At 48.3% G+C, this 21,127-nt stretch carries 20 protein-coding genes, 1 tRNA gene and 1 pseudogene; 8 read left to right on the top strand and 14 right to left on the bottom strand.

What is annotated here, in order from left to right; genetic code table 11:
• Positions 1–5 precede the first annotated feature (5 nt).
• Positions 6–299: a protein YicS gene (gene yicS, locus FQZ95_RS01465; protein ID WP_001306625.1), complete on the bottom strand. Its 294-nt coding sequence runs from the start codon at positions 297–299 to the stop codon at positions 6–8.
• A gap of 208 nt (positions 300–507) precedes the next feature.
• On the opposite strand from yicS, the gene nlpA reads away from it, so the two are divergent.
• Positions 508–1,326, top strand: a complete 819-nt coding sequence (gene nlpA / locus FQZ95_RS01460) for a lipoprotein NlpA (protein ID WP_000779407.1) — start codon at positions 508–510, stop codon at positions 1,324–1,326.
• Between the two features lie 3 nt (positions 1,327–1,329).
• Here nlpA and FQZ95_RS01455 read toward each other — a convergent pair whose 3' ends face one another.
• The 9 genes and pseudogenes from FQZ95_RS01455 to FQZ95_RS01415 form a co-directional block, all read right to left on the bottom strand.
• Entirely contained in the window at positions 1,330–2,253 is a 924-nt protein-coding gene (locus FQZ95_RS01455) for a carboxylate/amino acid/amine transporter (RefSeq protein ID WP_160529797.1), read from the bottom strand.
• A 110-nt stretch (positions 2,254–2,363) separates the two neighbouring features.
• Positions 2,364–3,548, bottom strand: coding sequence for a sugar efflux transporter (locus FQZ95_RS01450; protein ID WP_001355051.1), 1,185 nt, complete (start codon positions 3,546–3,548; stop codon positions 2,364–2,366).
• A gap of 432 nt (positions 3,549–3,980) precedes the next feature.
• Positions 3,981–4,109 (bottom strand): annotated as a pseudogene (rhuM, locus tag FQZ95_RS01445) (RhuM family protein); the annotation flags it as partial.
• Positions 4,110–4,683: 574 nt separating this feature from the next.
• Positions 4,684–7,017 (bottom strand): primase-helicase zinc-binding domain-containing protein, encoded by a 2,334-nt coding sequence (locus FQZ95_RS01440; RefSeq protein ID WP_160529796.1) that lies wholly within the window; start codon positions 7,015–7,017, stop codon positions 4,684–4,686.
• Positions 7,018–7,031: 14 nt separating this feature from the next.
• A complete protein-coding gene (locus FQZ95_RS01435; RefSeq protein ID WP_032207431.1) occupies positions 7,032–7,352 on the bottom strand; it encodes a DUF5375 domain-containing protein in 321 nt (106 codons plus the stop codon).
• 135 nt (positions 7,353–7,487) lie between these two features.
• Entirely contained in the window at positions 7,488–7,943 is a 456-nt protein-coding gene (locus tag FQZ95_RS01430) for a hypothetical protein (RefSeq protein WP_000459294.1), read from the bottom strand.
• Positions 7,936–8,223 (bottom strand): hypothetical protein, encoded by a 288-nt coding sequence (locus FQZ95_RS01425; RefSeq protein ID WP_001244670.1) that lies wholly within the window; start codon positions 8,221–8,223, stop codon positions 7,936–7,938. The genes FQZ95_RS01430 and FQZ95_RS01425 overlap by 8 nt, the downstream gene beginning before the upstream one ends.
• Positions 8,216–8,815 (bottom strand): host cell division inhibitor Icd-like protein, encoded by a 600-nt coding sequence (locus FQZ95_RS01420; protein WP_160529795.1) that lies wholly within the window; start codon positions 8,813–8,815, stop codon positions 8,216–8,218. The genes FQZ95_RS01425 and FQZ95_RS01420 overlap by 8 nt, the downstream gene beginning before the upstream one ends.
• A complete protein-coding gene (locus FQZ95_RS01415; protein ID WP_160529794.1) occupies positions 8,812–9,078 on the bottom strand; it encodes a helix-turn-helix transcriptional regulator in 267 nt (88 codons plus the stop codon). Before FQZ95_RS01415 ends, FQZ95_RS01420 begins: the two co-directional genes overlap by 4 nt.
• 551 nt (positions 9,079–9,629) lie before the next feature.
• On the opposite strand from FQZ95_RS01415, the gene FQZ95_RS01410 reads away from it, so the two are divergent.
• The 3 genes from FQZ95_RS01410 (at position 9,630) to FQZ95_RS01400 (ending at position 11,507) form a co-directional block, all read left to right on the top strand.
• Positions 9,630–10,364 (top strand): hypothetical protein, encoded by a 735-nt coding sequence (locus tag FQZ95_RS01410; protein ID WP_061348471.1) that lies wholly within the window; start codon positions 9,630–9,632, stop codon positions 10,362–10,364.
• A complete protein-coding gene (locus FQZ95_RS01405; protein ID WP_000638634.1) occupies positions 10,361–10,861 on the top strand; it encodes an ogr/Delta-like zinc finger family protein in 501 nt (166 codons plus the stop codon). Before FQZ95_RS01410 ends, FQZ95_RS01405 begins: the two co-directional genes overlap by 4 nt.
• A gap of 73 nt (positions 10,862–10,934) precedes the next feature.
• A complete protein-coding gene (locus tag FQZ95_RS01400; protein ID WP_000446136.1) occupies positions 10,935–11,507 on the top strand; it encodes a phage polarity suppression protein in 573 nt (190 codons plus the stop codon).
• A 273-nt stretch (positions 11,508–11,780) separates the two neighbouring features.
• On the opposite strand, the gene FQZ95_RS01395 is transcribed toward FQZ95_RS01400, so the two are convergent.
• The 4 genes from FQZ95_RS01395 to FQZ95_RS01380 all read right to left on the bottom strand — a co-directional run bounded on the left by FQZ95_RS01395 (position 11,781) and on the right by FQZ95_RS01380 (position 14,772).
• Positions 11,781–12,413, bottom strand: a complete 633-nt coding sequence (locus FQZ95_RS01395) for a hypothetical protein (RefSeq protein ID WP_000998640.1) — start codon at positions 12,411–12,413, stop codon at positions 11,781–11,783.
• Between the two features lies 1 nt (position 12,414).
• Complete coding sequence (locus tag FQZ95_RS01390; protein ID WP_000754434.1) at positions 12,415–13,281, bottom strand: HAD family hydrolase; 867 nt, start codon at positions 13,279–13,281, stop codon at positions 12,415–12,417.
• Positions 13,282–13,336: 55 nt separating this feature from the next.
• Entirely contained in the window at positions 13,337–14,515 is a 1,179-nt protein-coding gene (locus FQZ95_RS01385) for a tyrosine-type recombinase/integrase (protein WP_160529793.1), read from the bottom strand.
• Positions 14,516–14,677: 162 nt separating this feature from the next.
• Positions 14,678–14,772, bottom strand: a tRNA-Sec gene (locus tag FQZ95_RS01380).
• A gap of 292 nt (positions 14,773–15,064) precedes the next feature.
• Between FQZ95_RS01380 and FQZ95_RS01375 the strand changes: the two genes are divergently transcribed.
• The 4 genes from FQZ95_RS01375 (at position 15,065) to FQZ95_RS01360 (ending at position 21,120) form a co-directional block, all read left to right on the top strand.
• Entirely contained in the window at positions 15,065–16,447 is a 1,383-nt protein-coding gene (locus FQZ95_RS01375; RefSeq protein ID WP_000834421.1) for a glycoside-pentoside-hexuronide family transporter, read from the top strand.
• A gap of 9 nt (positions 16,448–16,456) precedes the next feature.
• Positions 16,457–18,775 (top strand): alpha-xylosidase, encoded by a 2,319-nt coding sequence (gene yicI, locus FQZ95_RS01370; RefSeq protein ID WP_032185493.1) that lies wholly within the window; start codon positions 16,457–16,459, stop codon positions 18,773–18,775.
• A 294-nt stretch (positions 18,776–19,069) separates the two neighbouring features.
• The gene (locus FQZ95_RS01365; protein ID WP_001314234.1) at positions 19,070–20,623 is read left to right on the top strand and encodes a BglG family transcription antiterminator; all 1,554 of its coding nucleotides are present in this window, start codon (positions 19,070–19,072) and stop codon (positions 20,621–20,623) included.
• Positions 20,624–20,649: 26 nt separating this feature from the next.
• Positions 20,650–21,120, top strand: a complete 471-nt coding sequence (locus FQZ95_RS01360) for a PTS sugar transporter subunit IIA (protein ID WP_000355546.1) — start codon at positions 20,650–20,652, stop codon at positions 21,118–21,120.
• Positions 21,121–21,127: the final 7 nt, after the last annotated feature.

Raw genomic sequence — 21,127 nt, 5'->3', positions numbered from 1 at the left:
GAAATTCACATATCCGGGCATTCCACCTTACCCAGCGCTTCCCAGTAGTTATTCTGATTATTACGCTCCATCGCCACAATAGCTTCGCGGATATGTTGTTTGTTACTCTCATCAGACAACATTAATTTTTCCCACGCTTCGTCTGATAATGACGCCTGTGGCGTGCAAATTTTACGTAAATCTTGCAATACCGTGGTCTTTTCTTTTGCCGACTGTAGAGAACTGAATGGCGACTCGGCCTGAGAAATGGCTGGGAAAGTCAGGAATACGGTAATCATGAGTAGCATCGTTGGCTTCATAGCTGCAACCTTCTGCAAATGTGCATCGAATGAAGCATAAGTGTAGTTTGCTTTTGCCGCTCTCATCATGCTGTACGAAAGGTGTTTGCGTGGTCAGTAAGAAGTGCCAGTTTTATATACCTTTTTCTTCTATTCGATAGCTTTTCGTTTTTTAAATCGTAGTGATCTTGCCATTATAGTCAGTTAACGATTAAAAAAAGGATAAAAAATGAAACTGACAACACATCATCTACGGGCGGGGGCCGCATTATTACTGGCAGGAATTCTGCTGGCAGGTTGCGACCAGAGCAGCAGCGATGAAAAGCACATTAAAGTGGGCGTTATTAATGGCGCAGAACAAGATGTCGCGGAAGTCGCTAAAAAGGTGGCAAAAGAGAAATATGGCCTCGATGTTGAACTGGTAGGATTTAGCGGTTCGTTGCTACCGAACGATGCGACAAATCATGGCGAGCTTGATGCGAACGTCTTCCAGCATCGACCCTTTCTTGAACAAGATAATCAGGCGCATGGTTATAAACTGGTAGCGGTGGGAAATACATTTGTCTTCCCCATGGCGGGTTATTCCAAAAAAATCAAAACCGTGGCGCAAATAAAAGAAGGCGCGACAGTGGCGATCCCCAACGACCCGACCAACCTTGGTCGCGCGCTTTTACTGTTGCAAAAAGAGAAGCTAATTACTCTGAAAGAGGGAAAAGGGTTACTACCTACCGCGCTGGATATAACCGAGAATCCTCGTCATTTGCAGATTATGGAACTCGAGGGGGCGCAGCTCCCGCGCGTACTGGATGATCCCAAAGTTGATGTGGCGATTATCAGCACCACTTACATTCAGCAGACCGGGCTTTCTCCGGTGCACGACAGCGTATTTATTGAAGATAAGAATTCGCCGTATGTGAATATTCTGGTGGCACGGGAAGATAATAAGAATGCAGAAAACGTGAAGGAATTTCTGCAATCTTATCAATCGCCCGAAGTCGCTAAAGCGGCAGAAACCATCTTTAACGGTGGCGCGGTGCCTGGCTGGTAATTCTCACTCATGCCGCGCCGGACGATTTATTTTTCTGGCGCGGCGACGGGAATCCATTGAAATCAAAATCACCGATGACAGAATCAGCAGTGTGCCCAGCCAGTCCGGCAATGTGAACGTGATCCCCAGCAACAGCAAAGAGAGCAGCGCGCTACTTAATGGTTCTGCACAGCTCAAAATGCTGGCTTTTGGCCCGCCAATGAGCTGTGCGCCTTTCAGATATAGACTAAAGGTTAGCGAAGTTCCGATGACCACCAAATAAAAAAACGCCAGAATCAAACTGCCATTAACCACAAAATTTGTCCCTTGTCTGGCATAAAATGGCAGCAGGATCAGACCACCAATGAGCATACTCCAGCCGACGACCGGTAACGTGCCATAGCGGGCAATCAGCGTTGAGGGATAGGTGGTATAGAATGCAGCAGCAAATGCCGAGGCAATGCCCCAGAATAACGCGGCAGGAGAGATCGATAATGACGTCGGATTACCGTGTGTCACCAATAAAAAAGTCCCGATCAGCGATGTCAAAATAGCGCAAAAAACCAGAATGCCCGGGCGGGATTTACGCACCAGTGAGAACCAGGCGACGATAATCGTCGGTGAGAGGAATTGCAGCACCGTTGCCGTGGCAGCATTCGATTTTTCAATGGTTAGCAAAAAAGTGAGCTGTACGGTTAGCGCGCCACCCACGGAAAAAATCAGCAGACTAATGGCATCTTTGTGATTGTTAATAATAGAAAAGATTTTATCGCCATGCACAAATGACAGCGTCAGCAGAATCAAACCGGCGAATATCAAACGCGTCATAGTCAAAAACTGCGACGACATCTGGCTTTGCTCCATGATGTATTGCGCGCAGACCCCTGAACTTCCCCACAACACGGCGGCAATCAGAACGTTCAGCATCCCCTTTCTGGTGGAACCCATTTTTCCCTCTGCATACTGTTTTGTCGTTTATGTATGCAGGCATGATAGCAAAAATGGCGAGGATGGCTCTGTTTGCGCCACGCCGATTTTTCTTAGCTCAGACTGGTGAGCTAAATATCTTTAATAAACAGCAGGCAAATCATCGCAATACCCAACATCCCTATCGCCAGCCAGAACAACGCGTGGTAGCTCCAGATTTCAACCATAATTCCGTCAACAGAGCCGGCGATAATCCAGCCGACGCGTGAGGTATTTGCATATAACGTTGTCGCAGAGCCTATTTTTTCAGGCATCAGATCCTGAAAATAAAGCATGCCGATACCACAGAGAATACCAAGGAAAATGGCATTTAGAATTTGCAATTCCAGCTCAACTGCCGGAGTCGTCGCCATGAGTACGCTGGCGTAAAAACACATACCACTCACGATAGCAATGAGCATTAATAGTCGCTTGCCAATACGTTTCATGTAATAGCCTGCGATTAACATCATCGGAATTTCCAGACCGGCAGCAATACCAATCATTTCTCCAGCCAGTTTATCGGTTAGATGCAGTTCATCAATAATAAATAGCGGCATATTTATCATGTAGAGATTATTCGCCGCCCACATCATTGAACAGACTACAAAAAGTAGCCGTGTATCCCGCTTTCTATGGATGGAGGGTAAAATTTCTACGGGTTGGGTAACGACAGGAATATTTCTTTGTATTGATGGCAAAAACAACCAGACTATCAGCCCGCAAATAACAAATGCGATGGCAGCGGTGAGATACATCACTTTAAAACTAAATCCCATTGCCAGCTCATAAGCGAGCGGTGGCCCGATAACCCAGGCAAGCGAGATCTGAGCACGTAAAAATGTACTGAACATGACCGTCTCACGGCCTGTTCTGTCGGCGTGTTCACGGGCGAGGGCGAACATTTGCGGGTTTGCAGTGGAAGCAAAACTACTCAGAAGTACGCCCGTAGAGAGGAGAATGAAGTAGTTGCGATTCCACGCAAAAAGAGTGCAGGCCAACACTCCAAATAAGCAACATAGTAGGATCAGTAATTTACGGTCGCCTTGTTTATCGGAGTGCCTTGCCAGAAATTGACTGACCAGAATTCCCATAATAGCGCTACCGGTGAAGAAAAAACCTACCATTATAGGACGGGCTTTCAGTTCATCTGCGAGGAATATACTTAGGGTGGGAGTCTGGAGAGCGCCCGCAATACCAGTCAGAAAGGCGACAAGTAAAAATGCCGCGGCAGTGAGATCAAGTATTTTTGATGGAGTGGTAGCCATTTTTTGCATTCTTCTGAATCACCGGGCGACAAAATATAACTGAGTTACAAATAAGTACCAGTCGAATGAGTATTATATTAAGAATTTTTGAGTATCGCTGATACAACCAGAAAGCAATGCTAGCGCAATATTATAGGGCCAGCAATTGAGATTATTAGCAAAAGCATGTTAAGAATTAATCACCGAATTTATATATTAATTATAGTAAGGCAATGAGCTATTTTTGATAGTAAAAATAAAACAAGTTTATTTGATATATTAAATGAAAAAATTAATCTTGATGGCAGTCTGATTATTGGTGAAGTTTATAGGTCAGTTTTTTTCGCCAGCGGTTAAAGGAATAGAATCGTCGTATGAAAAAAGGGTGTTTTGGGGCGTGTAAAACAACATCTTCACCTTAATGGCGATACAGTTGGCTGAGAGTCAGCAGTGGGGGCAAATCACCTGCAAATAAACACGGCGCATGCTGGCGCGAATATCGCGGATGCGTTCGAGGACAGAAGAACCGACAGGCGGATTCTTCAGTCGCTCATCGTCCATCACAAAACCTTTGATCAGGTATTCCTGAAGCCGATTAAATATTGAGCAGTAGAAAATATCTGGATTGACTGTATTACAAGGGGTTGGAGAACGTCAGTAGAGGCAAATTGGCGGAAGATCACAGGAGTCAAAATTGCCATATAACCATTTGATTCAAATCGTTTATATTTTTCTAGTATAATTCATTTATACACATCCTTATACATATAATATCTATCGATTAATTTTTACACGTATCTTCACGCACGTTAACTCAGGAAAAAAATTTTTTTTCGAAAGAACTGTTCACACTGTTCACCTTTCTGTTTTCTCCTTTTATTTCAGAGTGATAGGTGGTGAATAATGGGTGAAGGGTGAACATTCGATTCTTCACCTCCGGCATTCTGCCGGTGTGACTCATACCGGTGATTAATCCCCCGTACTGAAATCACACAGGGAGAAAAAAGTTTTTTTTGATTTGATTGTTCACACTGTTCACCTTTCGTTTTTCTCTTTTAATTTCAGTGTGATAACGGGTGAATATACGGTGAAGGGTGAACAGTGGATTGTTCACCTGCGGGGGATATCGGGATAAAAAAAGACCGGCAGATGCCGGTCAGGTGGGTCAGGTTGTTGCAGGGTCGTCACATTTTGGCAGCCAGTCGCCGTAGCTTTCCTCTTTCAGCGTCAGGTTGGTCTGTATCCCCTGTTTGGTATGGCGCTTCTCGTAATTCAGTCCGTATTCCTTCAGCATCACCGGCAGCCCCAGCCCGAACATTTTCAGACTGAGTACATTCCGGTAGCCGTTTGCCTCCATGTAGGCCAGATAGGCGTGATAGAGGTATTTACGGTAATTGCGCGGGATGATACTGGCGTTCCCCATATACATGCCGCTGGTCTGCGGCAGGGTTTCCAGATAGCCGATAAAATCAAACGTCGGGTCGGCATCCCGTTTGATGTTCAGCGCCTCGTCTGAGTTCTGCTGGGACTGAAGCAGTGACCGGGCGAGCATCGGGTCGCTGAACTTCTGCATCAGGTGACGCACGATGACCGCCAGCTCGCGGGTGATTTTGTCCTTAAGCTGCGGGTCGCGCTCCTGCGGGGCTATCTGTTCCGGGAAGTGAATAATCACCCGCCGGCGTGACACGCCGCCGCTGCGGTCGGTGAAGCGCATCGGGTTATTGTTCACGGCCAGAATCACCGCCGGGATATGCGTGGAGTACGCATCCCGGTATTTCGGGTCCACGGACACCGCATCGCCGCCGGTGATGGCCTTGAGTCCGGCACCGTCGCCGCTCCATTTTTCCTGGTCCGGCAGGCGTATCAGTGAGAAGCCAGTTAACGCGGCACGTTCACGCGGGGATTCCAGCGTCTCAATGGTGGCCGACGTGGCGTTATCCTCCCCGGCCAGCAGGGTGGCTATTTCGGCCATGATACTTTTGCCGCTGCCGCCGGGACCGGTCACCTCCAGAAAGAGCTGCCAGTCGTAGCGGTTTGCCAGCACCATAAACAGTGCGGCCAGAATCACGTCGCGTTTTTCCGCACGGCCACCGGCGGCACGGTCAAGCCAGCGCCAGAACGCGGGGGCGTGGGTTTCCAGCGTTTCCCCTTCCACCGGCGGGGTGAAATCCACATCGCACAGGGTACGCATCCAGTGTGACGGACTGTGCGGGTGGAACGTGCCGTTCTGCGTGTCGAGCACGCCGTTACGAAAGCCAATCAGGCGGCGGGAGGGGGCTTCCTGCTGCGGAATAATCAGCTTCAGGGTGTCCACCACGGAGGCCACCTTCCCGGAGGAGAACGGCGCGCGCAGACGCTGAAACAGCCCGGCCACATCCCGGGCAAAGTCCTGTGGCGGCAGCACCTTCCAGACACCATTTTCATAACGGGACAGAAGCTGGCCGTTGGCATCAACCGCGAGCGCCTCGCCGTAATGCTCATAGATACGCATGGCCTTTTCGCTGGTACTCATGGCGGAAAACTCTGCTTCGCTCATGGTGTCGAACGGGCTTTCAGCCGGTGGCCGGATGGCATCATAAATGGCCTTACGGGTGGCCTCCCCGCCGTACTGCGTGAAGGCATCATTCCAGTCACCGAAGACCGGCGGCAGGGCAACAACGCCCTCACACGCATCTGCGGCTGCGGCGGCTTTTTTCTGGCCGTCACCGCTGAGGTCACGGTCAGCAGCAAGGACAATCTGACAGGCCGGATGCTTCTGCCGGGCAAGGCTGGCCAGAGAAAGGAGGTTCACGGAAGAAAGCGCCACCATCACCGTTTCACCGGTCAGGTGATGTACGGTAAGTGCGGTCGCGTATCCCTCCGCTATCCACAGACGTTTTCCGGCCTGATTCTGTCCTTCAAGGATGTGACAGGTGCCCCTGACCTGTCCGCCTTTCAGGGTGCGCTTACGGCCGTCAGCACTGATTAACTGAAGGTTAACCAGTTCGCCGCTGTCGTCATACAGTGGCACCACAAGGTCACCGGCACGCCAGCTCACGCCACCGGCTCTGTGTGTGCCGGTCAGCATCCGGCATTCCCGGCCGGGAAAGCCCTTGCGGGTCAGGTAGGCGTTACCGGTTCCGGGACGGGTTTTCGCCATCAGGGTTTGTGCCAGTGCGGCGGCGTTCTTCCGGGCGACTTCTGTTTCAGCACCGGCGGCGGCCGTCACTGCCTGGTCAGCCGGGGGCAGGCAGCCGGTCACGGCAGCCACCTTTGCGGCCGCGTCGGACGGGGAAACACCAAACACCTTTTCAACCAGTTTCAGGCCGTCACCGGCACCACACTGATTGCAGTACCAGGTGCCACGCCCCTCCCTGTCATCAAAACGGAAGCGGTCACTCCCGCCACAGACCGGACAGGGCTGATGACGGTTCTTCAGCACCTGAATCCCCAGCGCCGGGAGAATACGCGGCCAGTGGCCGAGCGCATGGCTGACGGTGGCGGTTACGTTCATTTTCATGGTGTAGTTCTCCTTCAGTGCAGTACCGGCGCTTTTATGTGACGGGCACAGAGTTCATCCATCACAACCAGCCCGAGAAAGGACAGCGACGGCGCGGCCTTCAGGGGGCCGGATTCCATTAAATCTTCCAGCAGGGCACAGGCTATCTGACGCCCTTTTTCCTCACCGTGCTGGCGCAGATAAAAGCCTTCCAGCTCAGCAGCGATGGCCGCCTCCAGTGATTCAAGGGTGAGATGCGGGTAGCGGTGCTGACGTTCGCACACGGTCAGCCAGGCACAGGCGACAGCGCGACGGTAAAAGGCAGCGCGTAAGACGGGCGGTAAGGGTGTTTTCATTTGCTTTCCTCCCTGTGACAGATGACTGCATTCCGTGCCGGTTGCATTAACTGATAAGGCATATCTGCGTCTCCTGAAGACGTGCGTATCCCTGCGCGAATACGCACATTTAATTTTTCGGGTGTCGTTTTTTAATTACAGATAATTGCGGTAACTGTTATCCGGGGTGATTTCCGGGTCAGGCTCCGTGCGGGGAATTTCCCGCCATTCCCGCGCCACCGGTGCCGCCCGGCTGACCGGAACAGGGTCCTGCGGGTAAATATCCAGATATTTCTCCCGCCATTTCTGTAATTCCGGGTCTCCGGCCATTTCTTTCAGTACCGCATGCCGGTTTACGGGGCTGCGTTTAAACAGGTCAGGACGGTCACAGGTAAATTCCCGCAGAAAACGCCCCAGCGGGATGTCTGTGGTGCGCCCGTCAGCGAGGATACGCACAAGGATACTGAATTTACGGCGGTACGGGTTCCAGACAATGTCCGGGCAGCGGTACGGCATTTCCCACGGAATACCGTCTTCCAGAATGCCGACCACGGCCACATCGGGAAAACCGGCAGAACGGTAAATCTCACCGGGCTGGGGAAAATCAAACATGCGTCCTGTCTCCCCGGTCTTTCTGCTGGGCGAGAAAATCGCGGCACAGGCCTTTGGCTTTCAGCTCATTCAGCACAAAATCAATATCTTCATTCAGGTAGCTGAAAATATGCGGAATGTAGAGCTGATGCAGGCCGGAGAGTTCACGGTGAATCAAATCACCCCCAACAAACCGGGATACGGCGCTGGCGCGGTTGAGCTTATGGTAAGCCTCAATGCTGAGGTGTTCACGGGCGTCATGACGCGCTGAGACGGTCTGAGGGGCTTTTTTATTACGCACGGGACACCTCCATCACCGGCAGACGGGCAGCAAGGGAGAGCACATAGTCACGGACAAGGGAACGGCGGGCGCTGCGTTCATCACCGGCGACGGTGCGAAGCATACAGATACGGGGATGACGGTCTGCGCGACGGACAGCCGCAAACACAAAGACAAATTCAGGGTGTGAGGGGGTAAGGGTTGTAGCCATGATGGCAGCCTCCTGTGAATAGCAAATAACGCTATCGCCGGAGTTTCCACGCTCGATGGCGATAGCCCAGACGGGGGTGGAAATACCGGCTTCACAGGATACCGGCCAGCCCGGAGGCTGCCCCGCCTGAGCTACCATTGACTCTGCGGCATAATGAGCGGACGCGGGCAGGATGCACGGAATGCCATCTGCACGACTGACCACACACCACACCATAATCTGGCGCTCTGTGGCGTTGATTGCGACACAAAAAAAGACGCATGGCGCGTCATATGTCGCCTGTGAATTGCTCGGGTTTCCACGCCCGGCTGCCGATTTTGCGGCAGCGGAAAAACTATATCCGCAAATGCCGGAAAAAGGCAAGCCAGAAAAAGGGCGTTTTTGCAGAGCGGGCATCATCATGCGTCGTACCCCCGTTTGCGTCCGGCAATGCGCCCGGCCATCCATGCAGTGACTTCAGAGTGCAGCCAGGCCACATTTTTACCGCCAAGGCTCACCTGCGGCGGAAATTCCCCCTTACGGATGAGTTCATAGATGGTCGAGCGTGACAGGCCGCACAGGTACATCACTTCCGGCAGACGTAAAAAACGCTCCTGCGTGATGTCCGGCAGCGGCATCAGTGGCGTCACAGGGGCGGGAGACGGGGAAGAAAAAACAGCTTGCATCGGGCTACCTCGTTAATGTCCATACAGCACCGGATAAGTCCGTCCGGCTTCGGGTAGCGCTTTATTTTGTGAATATTTTCAGCAGACGCAACAGGGGGGATTTGTTCAGGCAGCCTTACAATGGCTGTGTGTTTTTTATCCATCCGGACTGGAAGGGTCTCAAAGGGTTCTGAAGGACCTGGAATTTTTTATAGTGAAATACAAATTGTTTTTTCTTATTTATTTCAGTGAATTAATAAAAATAAAAAGTAATAAACAGCACAAAAAGTCCATGAACGGGTGAACAGTGGTGAACAGACGGTGAACAGTCATTACTGCGATTGTTCACCCTTTAACTTACTGTATTACTTATCTTTTTTCTTATGGTGAACAGAGGTGAACAGTAAAATATAAAAAAACAAACAGTAAGCCGGTTTTTCCTGCGACCTTTTCCTGGCTTGCCGGTCTGAGGATGAGTCTCCTGTGTCAGGGCTGGCACATCTGCAATGCGTCGTGTTGTTGTCCGGTGTACGTCACAATTTTCTCAACCTGAAGTGACGAGGAGCCGGAAAATGTCTGACAACACCATCCCTGAATATCTGCAACCCGCACTGGCACAACTGGAAAAGGCCAGAGCCGCCCATCTTGAGAACGCCCGTCTGATGGATGAGACCGTCACGGCCATTGAACGGGCAGAGCAGGAAAAAAATGCGCTGGCGCAGGCCGACGGAAACGACGCTGACGACTGGCGCACGGCCTTTCGTGCAGCCGGTGGTGTCCTGAGCGACGAGCTGAAACAGCGCCACATTGAGCGCGTGGCACGCCGGGAGCTGGTACAGGAATATGACAATCTGGCCGTGGTGCTGAATTTCGAACGTGAACGCCTGAAAGGGGCGTGTGACAGCACGGCCACCGCCTACCGGAAGGCACATCATCACCTTCTGAGTCTGTATGCAGAGCATGAGCTGGAACACGCCCTGAATGAAACCTGTGAGGCGCTTGTCCGGGCAATGCATCTGAGCATCCTGGTACAGGAAAATCCGCTCGCCAACACCACCGGCCATCAGGGCTACGTCGCACCGGAAAAGGCTGTCATGCAGCAGGTGGAATCATCGCTGGAACAGAAAATTAAACAGATGCAAATCAGCCTCACCGGTGAGCCGGTTCTCCGGCTGACCGGACTGTCACCGGCAACACTCCCGCACATGGATTATGAGGTGGCAGGCACACCGGCACAGCGCAAGGTGTGGCAGGACAAAATAGACCAGCAGGGAGCAGAGCTTAAGGCCAGAGGACTGCTGTCATGATTTACTGCCCGTCGTGTGGACATGTTGCTCACACCCGTCGCGCACATTTCATGGACGATGGCACCAAGATAATGATTGCACAGTGCCGGAATATTTATTGCTCTGCGACATTTGAAGCGAGTGAAAGCTTTTTCTCTGACAGTAAAGATTCAGGAATGGAATACATTTCAGGCAAACAGAGATACCGCGATTCACTGACGTCAGCCTCCGGCAGTATGAAACGCCCGAAAAGAATGCTTGTTACCGGATATTGTTGTCGGAGATGTAAAGGCCTTGCACTGTCAAGAACATCGCGGCGTCTGTCTCAGGAAGTCACCGAGCGTTTTTATGTGTGCACGGATCCGGGCTGTGGTCTGGTGTTTAAAACGCTTCAGACCATCAACCGTTTCATTGTCCGCCCGGTCACGCCGGACGAACTGGCAGAACGCCTGCATGAAAAACAGGAACTGCCGCCAGTACGCTTAAAAACACAATCATATTCGCTGCGTCTGGAATGAGGGCTGCCGGTTAACACCGGCCGTCGCCGCACACCGTATTTTTATTCTTCAGCATGATGAGAAAGAGATAACGATGGAAAGCACAGCCTTACAGCAGGCCTTTGACACCTGTCAGAATAACAAAGCAGCATGGCTGCAACGCAAAAATGAGCTGGCAGCGGCCGAACAGGAATATCTGCGGCTTCTGTCAGGAGAAGGCAGAAACGTCAGTCGCCTGGACGAATTACGCAATATTATCGAAGTCAGAAAATGGCAGGTGAATCAGGCCGCCGGTCGTTATATTCGTTCGCATGAAGCCGTTCAGCACATCAGCATCCGCGACCGGCTGAATGATTTTATGCAGCAGCACGGCACAGCACTGGCGGCGGCACTGGCACCGGAGCTGATGGGCTACAGTGAGCTGACGGCCATTGCCCGAAACTGTGCCATACAGCGTGCCACAGATGCCCTGCGTGAAGCCCTTCTGTCCTGGCTTGCGAAGGGTGAAAAAATTAATTATTCCGTACAGGATAGCGACATTTTAACGGCCATCGGATTCAGGCCTGACGCGGCTTCGGTGGATGACAGCCGTGAAAAATTCACTCCTGCGCAGAACATGATTTTTTCGCGTAAAAGTGCGCAACTGGCATCACGTCAGTCTGTGTAAAATTCCCCGAAAATCCGCCCGTTTTTACTGAAAAAAGCCATGCATCGATAAGGTGCATGGCTTTGCATGCGTTTTCCTGCCTCATTTTCTGCAGACCGCGCCATTCCCGGCGCAGCCTGAGCGTGACTGTGCAACTGCATTAAAACCGCCCTGCAAAGCGGGCGGGCGAGGCGGGGAAAGCACCGCCCGCCAGCAGTAAAGTGTTTATTTATAGCGCGTCTCTGTGCTCACAAGGTAAGTACATGCAGTTGGGGTAAAGAGTGATAAAGTGCACTATTTGTTGTCACTTGGCTGTGATGCGATAATGCAATTAACTCCATTGTAATTACTGTTTCTAGTGCAATTTGCTTTAATATTTAATTCATTTAGTTGATTTGTCTTTTGCGGGGCTTTAAAGCACAGTAGAGAAATAAAAATAGTTAACAGAACAGCTAAAACCCCAAAGTAGAAAAGGTTAGCTTTTCCAGTACTATGCATATTTTTCCAGAGCAAAATATCTTTTGGGCTACTTTTTCCTATGGTTTCTGTAAGATTAATTCCTGGGATGTCGGATGCAATTTCTTTTTCGAGTTCTGAACCTTTCTTTACAGCTCCAAGAAGTAATGGGTGATACCAGTAAACGTCAACAAAATAAAATAACAACCAAACAACAGATGCCCCGAAAGCAAGAATGGCAGCAACAGAGTAATGATTGCCAAAGGCTATAAATTCAGCGCCGGAATTAAAGCTTACACCAATTGCACCAATAAATGCAGACAAGATCAAAATTCCGAAGTTTCTAACCTTCATCTCAAGATCATTAAAATGTTTCTGAACGTCAACAACTGTCTTCCAGATATCAATTTTCAACTTGAGATTTTCTAATTTTATAGCGTCATCATGTTTCTTTAATTCTAGATCGTTCATTCTATTTTCCTTTAAATTTGGTAAATTCAAAAAAAGACAAAATATCTGAAAATTGTTTGGCTACATATGTGGGTTTTGCTCCGAAGGCATTTTCTTTAATTTTTCTTTCCCTTTCAACATCAGCATCAGTCCAGTGGGTTACCGCACGGAGTAATTCATATCCCTCCTTGTTCTCTTCAAAATGATTCGTTCCATAGCTTGCAAAAACATCTGATACGTTTGCTTTTTGGGCCATTTCTATATCTTTCATTTCACTGTCACCTATATATACACACTCTTCTGGTGTGGCACCAATTGATTTTATTATGTCCAGAAGAAGTTGTGGGTTTGGTTTAATTTCATCAATAGGTGTATATTCTTGCTTTGTCAGCATTAGATTATATTTATCTTGTTTTTTCTCACCATCAGGGATTTCATGATCTTCAGGAGAGAAAAGGACATCAATCACACCATCTAATCCTAATCTTGTTAAGCGGAAATTGGAGTAATAAGCTTTGGATTCAGTATACGCGACAATATAACACCCTTTACTTTTTAATACACTCAAAGTGTCCATTACTGTTGGGTACAGAGAAAGATATTTCTTTCTCTCACTTCTGAAAGCGTGTATAGCATCATCCATAACTAAATTGATGGAGTTTCTATCACCATATTTTTCTTGTAAAAGAGGTATGCTTTCTAGAATAAAAGAGTATTCGGCAGTACCATATTTTTGATGAATCGGTTTTATCTGTGCAATAAGCTCGTCTTTAGAAAAACCGGAAATCTCAACGACTTTATTTAGCATTGCATTAAAGCTATGATACCAAACGCTAAACCAGTCGAATAGTGTGTTATCTAAATCAGTTATAAGTACTGTCTTCTTCATTTTCAATCCTTACTATATTGTTAATTTACAGTATACAGCATTAACTTCTATTATTCTATGTTTTATCTCTATTAAGGATATAATCACTGTACCACTGCATCATAGAACTTCTCTTTTCTAAATATTGGGCATGATTATAAGTGCCTCGAATACTATTCTTATCAACATGAGCCAATTGTAATTCTATCCATTCGCTGTTAAATCCGTACTCATGCAAAATAGTAGACATTGTATGGCGGAATCCGTGGCCCGTAGCTCTTCCTTTATAGCCAAGTAATTCTATTACTTGGGATACACTTTCTTTAGAAATTGGCTTAGTGTGATTATTACGGCCGATAAAAATATATGGATAGTTTTTGGTGATTAGCTTGAGTTGTTGAAAAATTTCAACTACTTGAGTGGAGAGTGGTACAAGATGTGGTCGGCGCATTTTCATTCGTTCGGCCGGTATTTCCCATACCTTTTTTTGTAAATCAATTTCGTCCCAAGTGGCAAAACGCATTTCCTGTGTCCTGACTCCAGTAAGCATCACAATTTTAGTTGCATTTTTAGTGATTATGCTACCTGTGTAAGCCTCAAGATCTCTGACAAAATGAGGGAGTTCTTCTGCTGATAGAAAAGGATGATGTTTTTGCTTCGGTACAGCTAATGCGATAGCTAAATCAGGTGCTGGATTGTATTCAGCGCGGCCAGTGATGATCGCGTAGCGAAACACCTCTCCGCATCGTTGACGTACTTTTCTGGTTTTCTCCAACGCTCCACGTTTTTCTATGCGTTTAAGAACTTCAAGCAGTTCTAGGGGTTTAATTTCAGCTATTGGCCGTTTACCAATGAAAGGAAAAACATCCTGTTCAAATGTTTTAATAATTTCTTCGCGATAAGCTAAAGTCCAGCGATCTGCTTTTGCTGCATGCCATTCTCTGCTAACGGCCTCAAAAGAGTTTTCAGTTGATAATTTCTGAGCAATTTTCTGAGCCTTACGCTCTGCTACTGGATCAATGCCGTTTGCTACCTGCTTACGAGCCGTATCGCGTTTCTCACGTGCTTCTGCGAGGCTTACTAAATCGTAGCTGCCAAATGACATTAACCGCGCTTTCCCTGCAAACCGGAAACGGAAACGCCAGCCTTTCGAGCCATCGGGATTGATAAGCAATGACAGACCTTGTCCATCGTTTAATGTGTATGGTTTGTCTTGTGGTTTTGCACGTTTGATCTGTATATCGGTTAGGGCCATGTGTATAACTGAAAACTACGTATAAAAAATCTATACACATTACTATACATATTTTTCGCGGATTCAGGGAGATGATCTCGGACTATTACGGACAAGCTGATTATTCATCGCATTGAATATAAATGATTTTATGGAGTGTCTCGGAACTGGCTGGATGAGGTTTGGCGGAAGATCACAGGAGTCGAACCTGCCCGGGACCGCTGGCGGCCCCAACTGGATTTGAAGTCCAGCCGCCTCACCGGAGACGACGATCTTCCGCGCCTCGATTGCTACATGGAGGCGGGGCGCATTATAGCTACTTCCTTGAGTTTCTACATCCCCCAGATCAGTTTTTTCCGCTTAATACATGCAGCGTATTATCACGAAAGCATTATAGTTCATATAAAACCCATACTTTACAATGATATATGAGCGTAATTTACGCTACCACGATCACATAAAACAAGAATCATAAATTAATAACCAGATATCGGAATATTCGCTCTCACAGGGATGGTTTACAAAATGCGTTATCGGTCTCAGCACCCCTATAGCATCAAGGAAAAGCAGATGAAGAGTGAAGTGTTGTCCGTTAAAGAGAAAATTGGTTATGGCATGGGAGACGCCGCCAGCCACATTATTTTCGATAACGTAATGTTATATATGATGTTCTTTTATACCGATATTTTTGGCATTCCTGCCGGATTTGTCGGAACCATGTTTTTGGTCGCTCGTGCACTGGATGCGATTTCCGATCCTTGCATGGGGTTGTTGGCCGATCGAACGCGCTCTCGCTGGGGTAAATTTCGTCCATGGGTACTGTTTGGCGCACTGCCATTCGGGATCGTCTGTGTACTGGCCTATAGCACGCCAGATCTCAGTATGAACGGAAAAATGATTTATGCAGCAATTACTTACACCCTACTTACCTTACTTTATACCATCGTCAATATCCCTTACTGCGCATTGGGTGGTGTAATCACCAATGACCCGACTCAGCGTATCTCGCTGCAATCCTGGCGTTTTGTGCTGGCGACAGCGGGAGGCATGCTCTCTACTGTGCTGATGATGCCACTGGTTAATTTAATTGGTGGTGATAATAAACCACTCGGTTTCCAGGGCGGTATCGCGGTCCTTTCCGTGGTGGCATTTATGATGCTGGCATTTTGTTTCTTCACCACTAAAGAACGCGTTGAAGCACCACCCACAACGACGTCTATGCGGGAAGATTTACGTGATATCTGGCAAAACGACCAGTGGCGTATTGTCGGTTTCCTGACCATTTTCAATATTCTGGCGGTGTGCGTACGCGGCGGGGCGATGATGTATTACGTCACATGGATTTTGGGTACGCCGGAAGTGTTTGTCGCTTTTCTTACCACTTATTGCGTGGGTAACCTGATTGGTTCCGCACTGGCGAAACCGCTGACCGACTGGAAATGTAAAGTCACTATCTTCTGGTGGACGAACGCCCTGCTGGCAGTGATTAGCCTGGCGATGTTCTTTGTTCCTATGCAGGCCAGCATCACCATGTTTGTCTTCATCTTCGTGATTGGTGTGTTGCATCAACTGGTGACACCTATCCAGTGGGTAATGATGTCCGATACCGTCGACTACGGCGAGTGGTGTAATGGTAAACGCCTTACCGGGATCAGTTTTGCTGGCACGTTGTTTGTGCTCAAACTGGGGTTGGCCTTCGGCGGCGCTCTTATCGGCTGGATGCTGGCTTATGGCGGATATGATGCGGCAGAAAAAGCGCAGAACAGCGCCACGATTAGCATCATTATCGCGCTATTCACGATTGTTCCGGCGATCTGTTACTTGCTGAGCGCGATTATCGCTAAACGCTACTACTCACTCACGACGCACAATCTGAAAACCGTTATGGAACAGCTGGCGCAGGGCAAACGCCGTTGCCAGCAACAATTCACCTCTCAAGAAGTGCAGAACTAAGGAACGGCAATGAAAATTAGCGACGGAAACTGGTTGATTCAACCTGGCCTCAATTTGATTCACCCGCTTCAGGTGTTCGAGGTTGAACAGCAGGGTAATGAAATGGTGGTCTATGCTGCCCCCCGTGATGTGCGTGAACGTACCTGGCAGCTTGATACGCCTTTATTTACGCTGCGCTTTTTCTCCCCACAGGAAGGTATTGTCGGTGTACGGATTGAGCATTTTCAGGGGGCGCTGAATAACGGTCCTCATTACCCGCTCAATATTTTGCAGGACGTGAAGGTCACAATCGAAAACACAGAACGTTACGCTGAGTTTAAAAGTGGCAACTTAAGTGCGCGTGTCAGCAAAGGTGAGTTCTGGTCACTGGATTTTCTGCGCAACGGCGAACGTATTACCGGTAGTCAGGTGAAAAATAATGGCTACGTGCAGGACACGAATAATCAACGAAATTATATGTTTGAGCGGCTGGATCTTGGCGTTGGCGAAACAGTTTACGGTCTGGGAGAGCGCTTTACGGCCCTGGTGCGCAATGGCCAGACGGTAGAGACCTGGAACCGGGACGGCGGCACAAGTACTGAACAGGCGTATAAAAATATCCCGTTCTATATGACTAACCGTGGTTATGGTGTACTGGTCAATCATCCCCAATGCGTCTCTTTTGAAGTGGGATCGGAGAAAGTCTCCAAAGTGCAGTTCAGCGTTGAGAGTGAATATCTCGAATACTTTGTTATCGACGGCCCGACGCCGAAAGCGGTACTTGATCGTTATACCCGTTTTACTGGTCGTCCGGCGCTGCCGCCCGCGTGGTCCTTCGGCCTGTGGCTAACCACTTCATTTACCACCAACTACGACGAAGCGACGGTAAACAGCTTTATCGATGGTATGGCGGAACGCAATCTGCCACTGCATGTTTTCCACTTTGACTGTTTCTGGATGAAAGCCTTCCAGTGGTGCGATTTTGAGTGGGACCCGCTGACTTTCCCGGACCCGGAAGGGATGATCCGCCGCCTGAAAGCGAAAGGGCTAAAAATCTGCGTCTGGATTAACCCCTATATCGGGCAAAAATCCCCTGTCTTTAAAGAGTTACAAGAGAAAGGTTATTTACTCAAACGCCCGGACGGTTCGCTGTGGCAGTGGGATAAATGGCAGCCAGGTCTGGCGATTTATGACTTTACCAATCCGGATGCCTGCAAATGGTACGCCGACAAACTGAAAGGTCTGGTCGCGATGGGCGTTGATTGCTTTAAGACCGACTTTGGCGAACGTATACCAACCGATGTTCAGTGGTTTGACGGTTCCGATCCGCAGAAAATGCATAACCATTATGCGTACATCTACAATGAACTGGTGTGGAACGTGCTCAAGGAAACCGTCGGCGAGGAGGAAGCTGTCCTGTTTGCCCGCTCGGCCTCCGTTGGTGCGCAGAAATTCCCGGTACATTGGGGGGGCGACTGTTACGCTAACTACGAATCAATGGCGGAAAGCCTGCGCGGTGGTTTGTCTATTGGCCTTTCAGGTTTTGGTTTCTGGAGCCACGATATCGGCGGTTTTGAGAATACCGCTCCGGCGCACGTTTACAAACGCTGGTGCGCGTTTGGTTTGCTCTCCAGCCATAGCCGTTTACACGGCAGCAAATCTTATCGTGTGCCGTGGGCCTATGATGATGAGTCCTGTGATGTGGTGCGCTTCTTCACGCAACTGAAATGCCGCATGATGCCGTATCTGTATCGTGAGGCTGCTCGTGCGAACGCGCGGGGTACGCCGATGATGCGGGCCATGATGATGGAGTTTCCGGACGATCCGGCTTGTGATTACCTTGACCGTCAATACATGTTAGGCGACAACGTGATGGTTGCGCCTGTGTTCACTGAATCGGGCGATGTGCAGTTCTACTTGCCGGAAGGTCGCTGGACACACCTGTGGCACAACGATGAACTCGATGGTAGTCGCTGGCATAAACAGCAGCACGGCTTCCTGAGTCTGCCCGTTTATGTGCGTGATAACACCCTACTGGCGCTGGGCAACAACGAGCAACGTCCCGATTACGCGTGGCACGAAGGCACGGCATTCCAGCTCTTTAATCTGCAAGACGGGCATGAAGCCATCTGTGAAGTGCCCGCTGCCGATGGTTCCGTTCTTTTCACCCTGAAAGCGGCGCGTACTGGCAACACAATTACTGTGAATGGTGCGGGCGTGGCGAAGAACTGGACGCTGTGCTTGCGCAATGTTGTGAAAGTAAATGGTCTGCAAGGCGGTTCGCAGGCTGAAAGTGAGCAGGGGCTGGTGGTGACGCCTCAAGGGAATGCGCTGACAATTACGTTGTAATCTATTGAAGAATGCCGGATACGAATGGTTTTGTGTCGTATCCGGTAAATAATCTCACATCTGGTAATAAATATTTCTTCCATCGTATTTGCGAGCATGATCACGATTATTCATCGCGAAAATGTGATCTGTGCTGAAAAATATCCCTTAACCGCCTTGCTTTGTTTTATCACTGTCCGGATTACGGACAGATTTTAGTATTGTTGTGAAATTATTCTGCTTTATATTTACCCTCAGAGATGGCAACTGAAGCTCTTCCTCATGGGGCTTCTTAATCTGTGATAAGGGTAAAAAATGCAAATGATTACCTCGCGACAAAACAGATTATTACGATTCCTTCTACCACGAAGGGAATATACGACTATTGTTACGATTGCCGGCTATTTAAATGTTTCGGAAAAAACCATTCAACGTGATTTACGTTTACTTGAGCAATGGCTGGGGCAATGGAGAATAAATGTTGAGAAGCGTGCTGGCGCGGGTGTGATGTTAAGCGCGGAGAATATTGCTGATTTGCTGCATCTTGATCATTTGTTGGTGGCAGAATGTGAAGAGATTGATGGTGTAATGAATAATGCCAGGCGCGTTAAAATAGCGTCGCAGTTATTAAGTGAAACACCGAATGAAACGTCGATCAGTAAATTGTCAGAACGCTACTTTATCAGCGGAGCCTCTATTGTTAATGACCTGAGAGTAATTGAGTCCTGGCTTGCGCCGTTGGGGTTATCGTTGATCCGCAGCCCAAGTGGTACGCATATTGAAGGTAGTGAAGGGCAAGTCCGACAGGCAATGGCATTACTGATTAACGGCATTATTAACCATAATGAGCCGCAAGGTGTCGTGTATTCACGTCTGGATCCCGGAAGCTATAAAGCATTAGTCCATTATTTTGGAGAGGAAGAAGTGTTATTTGTCCAGTCATTGTTACTGGATATGGAAAATGAATTAAGTTGGTCTTTGGGAGAACCTTATTACGTTAACATTTTTACTCACATCCTTATTATGATGTATCGCAACACGCACGGGAATGCGTTATCAAGAGAAGAAGATCAAACCAGGCAATATGATGAAAATATCTTTAATGTTGCCAGTCAGATGATTCATAAGATAGAACAACGAATTGCACATACATTGCCCGATGATGAAGTCTGGTTTATTTATCAATATATCATTTCATCAGGTGTGGCGATTGATGGACAAAAAGATGTTAGCATTATTTCACATATGCAGGCCAGCAATGAAGCGCGTCTGATTACCTGGCGTTTAATTACGGTATTCAGTGACATCGTGGACTGCGATTTTAGTGAAGACAGCGCATTATATGATGGCTTGTTGGTTCATATTAAGCCGCTGATTAACCGTTTAAATTATCGCATTCATATCCGTAATCCATTGCTGGAAGATATTAAAGCAGAATTAGCGGATGTCTGGCGGTTGACGCAATATGTGGTGAATCAGGTATTTAAAACTTGGGGTGAGAATGCAGTGAGCGAGGATGAAGTGGGTTACCTGACCGTTCATTTTCAGGCTGCGATGGAGCGGCAAATTGCCCGTAAACGTGTATTACTGGTCTGTTCAACCGGAATCGGAACTTCGCATCTACTGAAAAGCCGTATTCTACGAGCATTTCCTGAATGGACGATTGTTGATGTTATTTCAGCAGCGAATTTATCACAGGTTTTGCCTGACAATATCGAACTGATTATTTCGACCATTAATTTGCCTACAGTCACTATGCCGGTCGCTTATGTTACCGCTTTTTTTAATGATGCCGATATTAAGCGGGTCACTGAAATGGTGATTACGGAAAAATTACATCATGCGACGTCTCGGGTCGTTGAAATTTAATGTCAGAATTTTATGAGGTATGACGAATGGACATAACAAAAATCCTGAATACGAATCGCGTTATTTTAGATATGCAAGCGACGAATAAAGCGGAGGCGATTGAAGAATTAACTAATCTTCTCAAAAAAGATGGTGCGATCGATTGTCGGGAAACCTTTATTAAAGATGTCTGGCAGCGCGAAGCGGAAGGCTCGACTGGTTTTGAAAATCATATTGCGATCCCGCATGGTAAATCTTCCGCTGTGATTAATACTACGCTGGCAATTGGCCGTACCCGGCAGGATATTCCCTGGGAAACGCTGGATGGCAGTAGCGTGCGCTGTATTATTTTATTTGCGGTACGTCTTGAAGATCAAAATACCACCCATATCCGTTTACTTTCTCAGGTCGCGGGCGCGCTGGCGGATGATGACATCATAGAACAATTGTTAGTTGAGACGAGTCCGCAAAAAATCATTGATCTCTTTAGTCAGTATGCACAATCCGATGTCTGCTAAATAACAG

The sequence above is a fragment of the Escherichia sp. HH41S genome (assembly GCF_009820115.1).
Lineage (GTDB): Bacteria > Pseudomonadota > Gammaproteobacteria > Enterobacterales > Enterobacteriaceae > Escherichia > Escherichia coli_F.
The sequence above is the reverse complement of the archived record's forward strand: the minus strand, read 5'-3'. Positions and strand labels throughout refer to the sequence as shown.

What these genes read in the sequence shown, in the direction of transcription:
- yicS (WP_001306625.1), bottom strand. Translation starts at nt 299, where the DNA reads ATGAAGCCAACGATGCTACTCATGATTACCGTATTCCTGACTTTCCCA.
- nlpA (WP_000779407.1), top strand. Translation starts at nt 508, where the DNA reads ATGAAACTGACAACACATCATCTACGGGCGGGGGCCGCATTATTACTG.
- FQZ95_RS01455 (WP_160529797.1), bottom strand. Translation starts at nt 2,253, where the DNA reads ATGGGTTCCACCAGAAAGGGGATGCTGAACGTTCTGATTGCCGCCGTG.
- FQZ95_RS01450 (WP_001355051.1), bottom strand. Translation starts at nt 3,548, where the DNA reads ATGCAAAAAATGGCTACCACTCCATCAAAAATACTTGATCTCACTGCC.
- FQZ95_RS01440 (WP_160529796.1), bottom strand. Translation starts at nt 7,017, where the DNA reads ATGAAAATGAACGTAACCGCCACCGTCAGCCATGCGCTCGGCCACTGG.
- FQZ95_RS01435 (WP_032207431.1), bottom strand. Translation starts at nt 7,352, where the DNA reads ATGAAAACACCCTTACCGCCCGTCTTACGCGCTGCCTTTTACCGTCGC.
- FQZ95_RS01430 (WP_000459294.1), bottom strand. Translation starts at nt 7,943, where the DNA reads ATGTTTGATTTTCCCCAGCCCGGTGAGATTTACCGTTCTGCCGGTTTT.
- FQZ95_RS01420 (WP_160529795.1), bottom strand. Translation starts at nt 8,815, where the DNA reads ATGATGATGCCCGCTCTGCAAAAACGCCCTTTTTCTGGCTTGCCTTTT.
- FQZ95_RS01415 (WP_160529794.1), bottom strand. Translation starts at nt 9,078, where the DNA reads ATGCAAGCTGTTTTTTCTTCCCCGTCTCCCGCCCCTGTGACGCCACTG.
- FQZ95_RS01410 (WP_061348471.1), top strand. Translation starts at nt 9,630, where the DNA reads ATGTCTGACAACACCATCCCTGAATATCTGCAACCCGCACTGGCACAA.
- FQZ95_RS01405 (WP_000638634.1), top strand. Translation starts at nt 10,361, where the DNA reads ATGATTTACTGCCCGTCGTGTGGACATGTTGCTCACACCCGTCGCGCA.
- FQZ95_RS01400 (WP_000446136.1), top strand. Translation starts at nt 10,935, where the DNA reads ATGGAAAGCACAGCCTTACAGCAGGCCTTTGACACCTGTCAGAATAAC.
- FQZ95_RS01395 (WP_000998640.1), bottom strand. Translation starts at nt 12,413, where the DNA reads ATGAACGATCTAGAATTAAAGAAACATGATGACGCTATAAAATTAGAA.
- FQZ95_RS01390 (WP_000754434.1), bottom strand. Translation starts at nt 13,281, where the DNA reads ATGAAGAAGACAGTACTTATAACTGATTTAGATAACACACTATTCGAC.
- FQZ95_RS01385 (WP_160529793.1), bottom strand. Translation starts at nt 14,515, where the DNA reads ATGGCCCTAACCGATATACAGATCAAACGTGCAAAACCACAAGACAAA.
- FQZ95_RS01375 (WP_000834421.1), top strand. Translation starts at nt 15,065, where the DNA reads ATGAAGAGTGAAGTGTTGTCCGTTAAAGAGAAAATTGGTTATGGCATG.
- yicI (WP_032185493.1), top strand. Translation starts at nt 16,457, where the DNA reads ATGAAAATTAGCGACGGAAACTGGTTGATTCAACCTGGCCTCAATTTG.
- FQZ95_RS01365 (WP_001314234.1), top strand. Translation starts at nt 19,070, where the DNA reads ATGCAAATGATTACCTCGCGACAAAACAGATTATTACGATTCCTTCTA.
- FQZ95_RS01360 (WP_000355546.1), top strand. Translation starts at nt 20,650, where the DNA reads ATGGACATAACAAAAATCCTGAATACGAATCGCGTTATTTTAGATATG.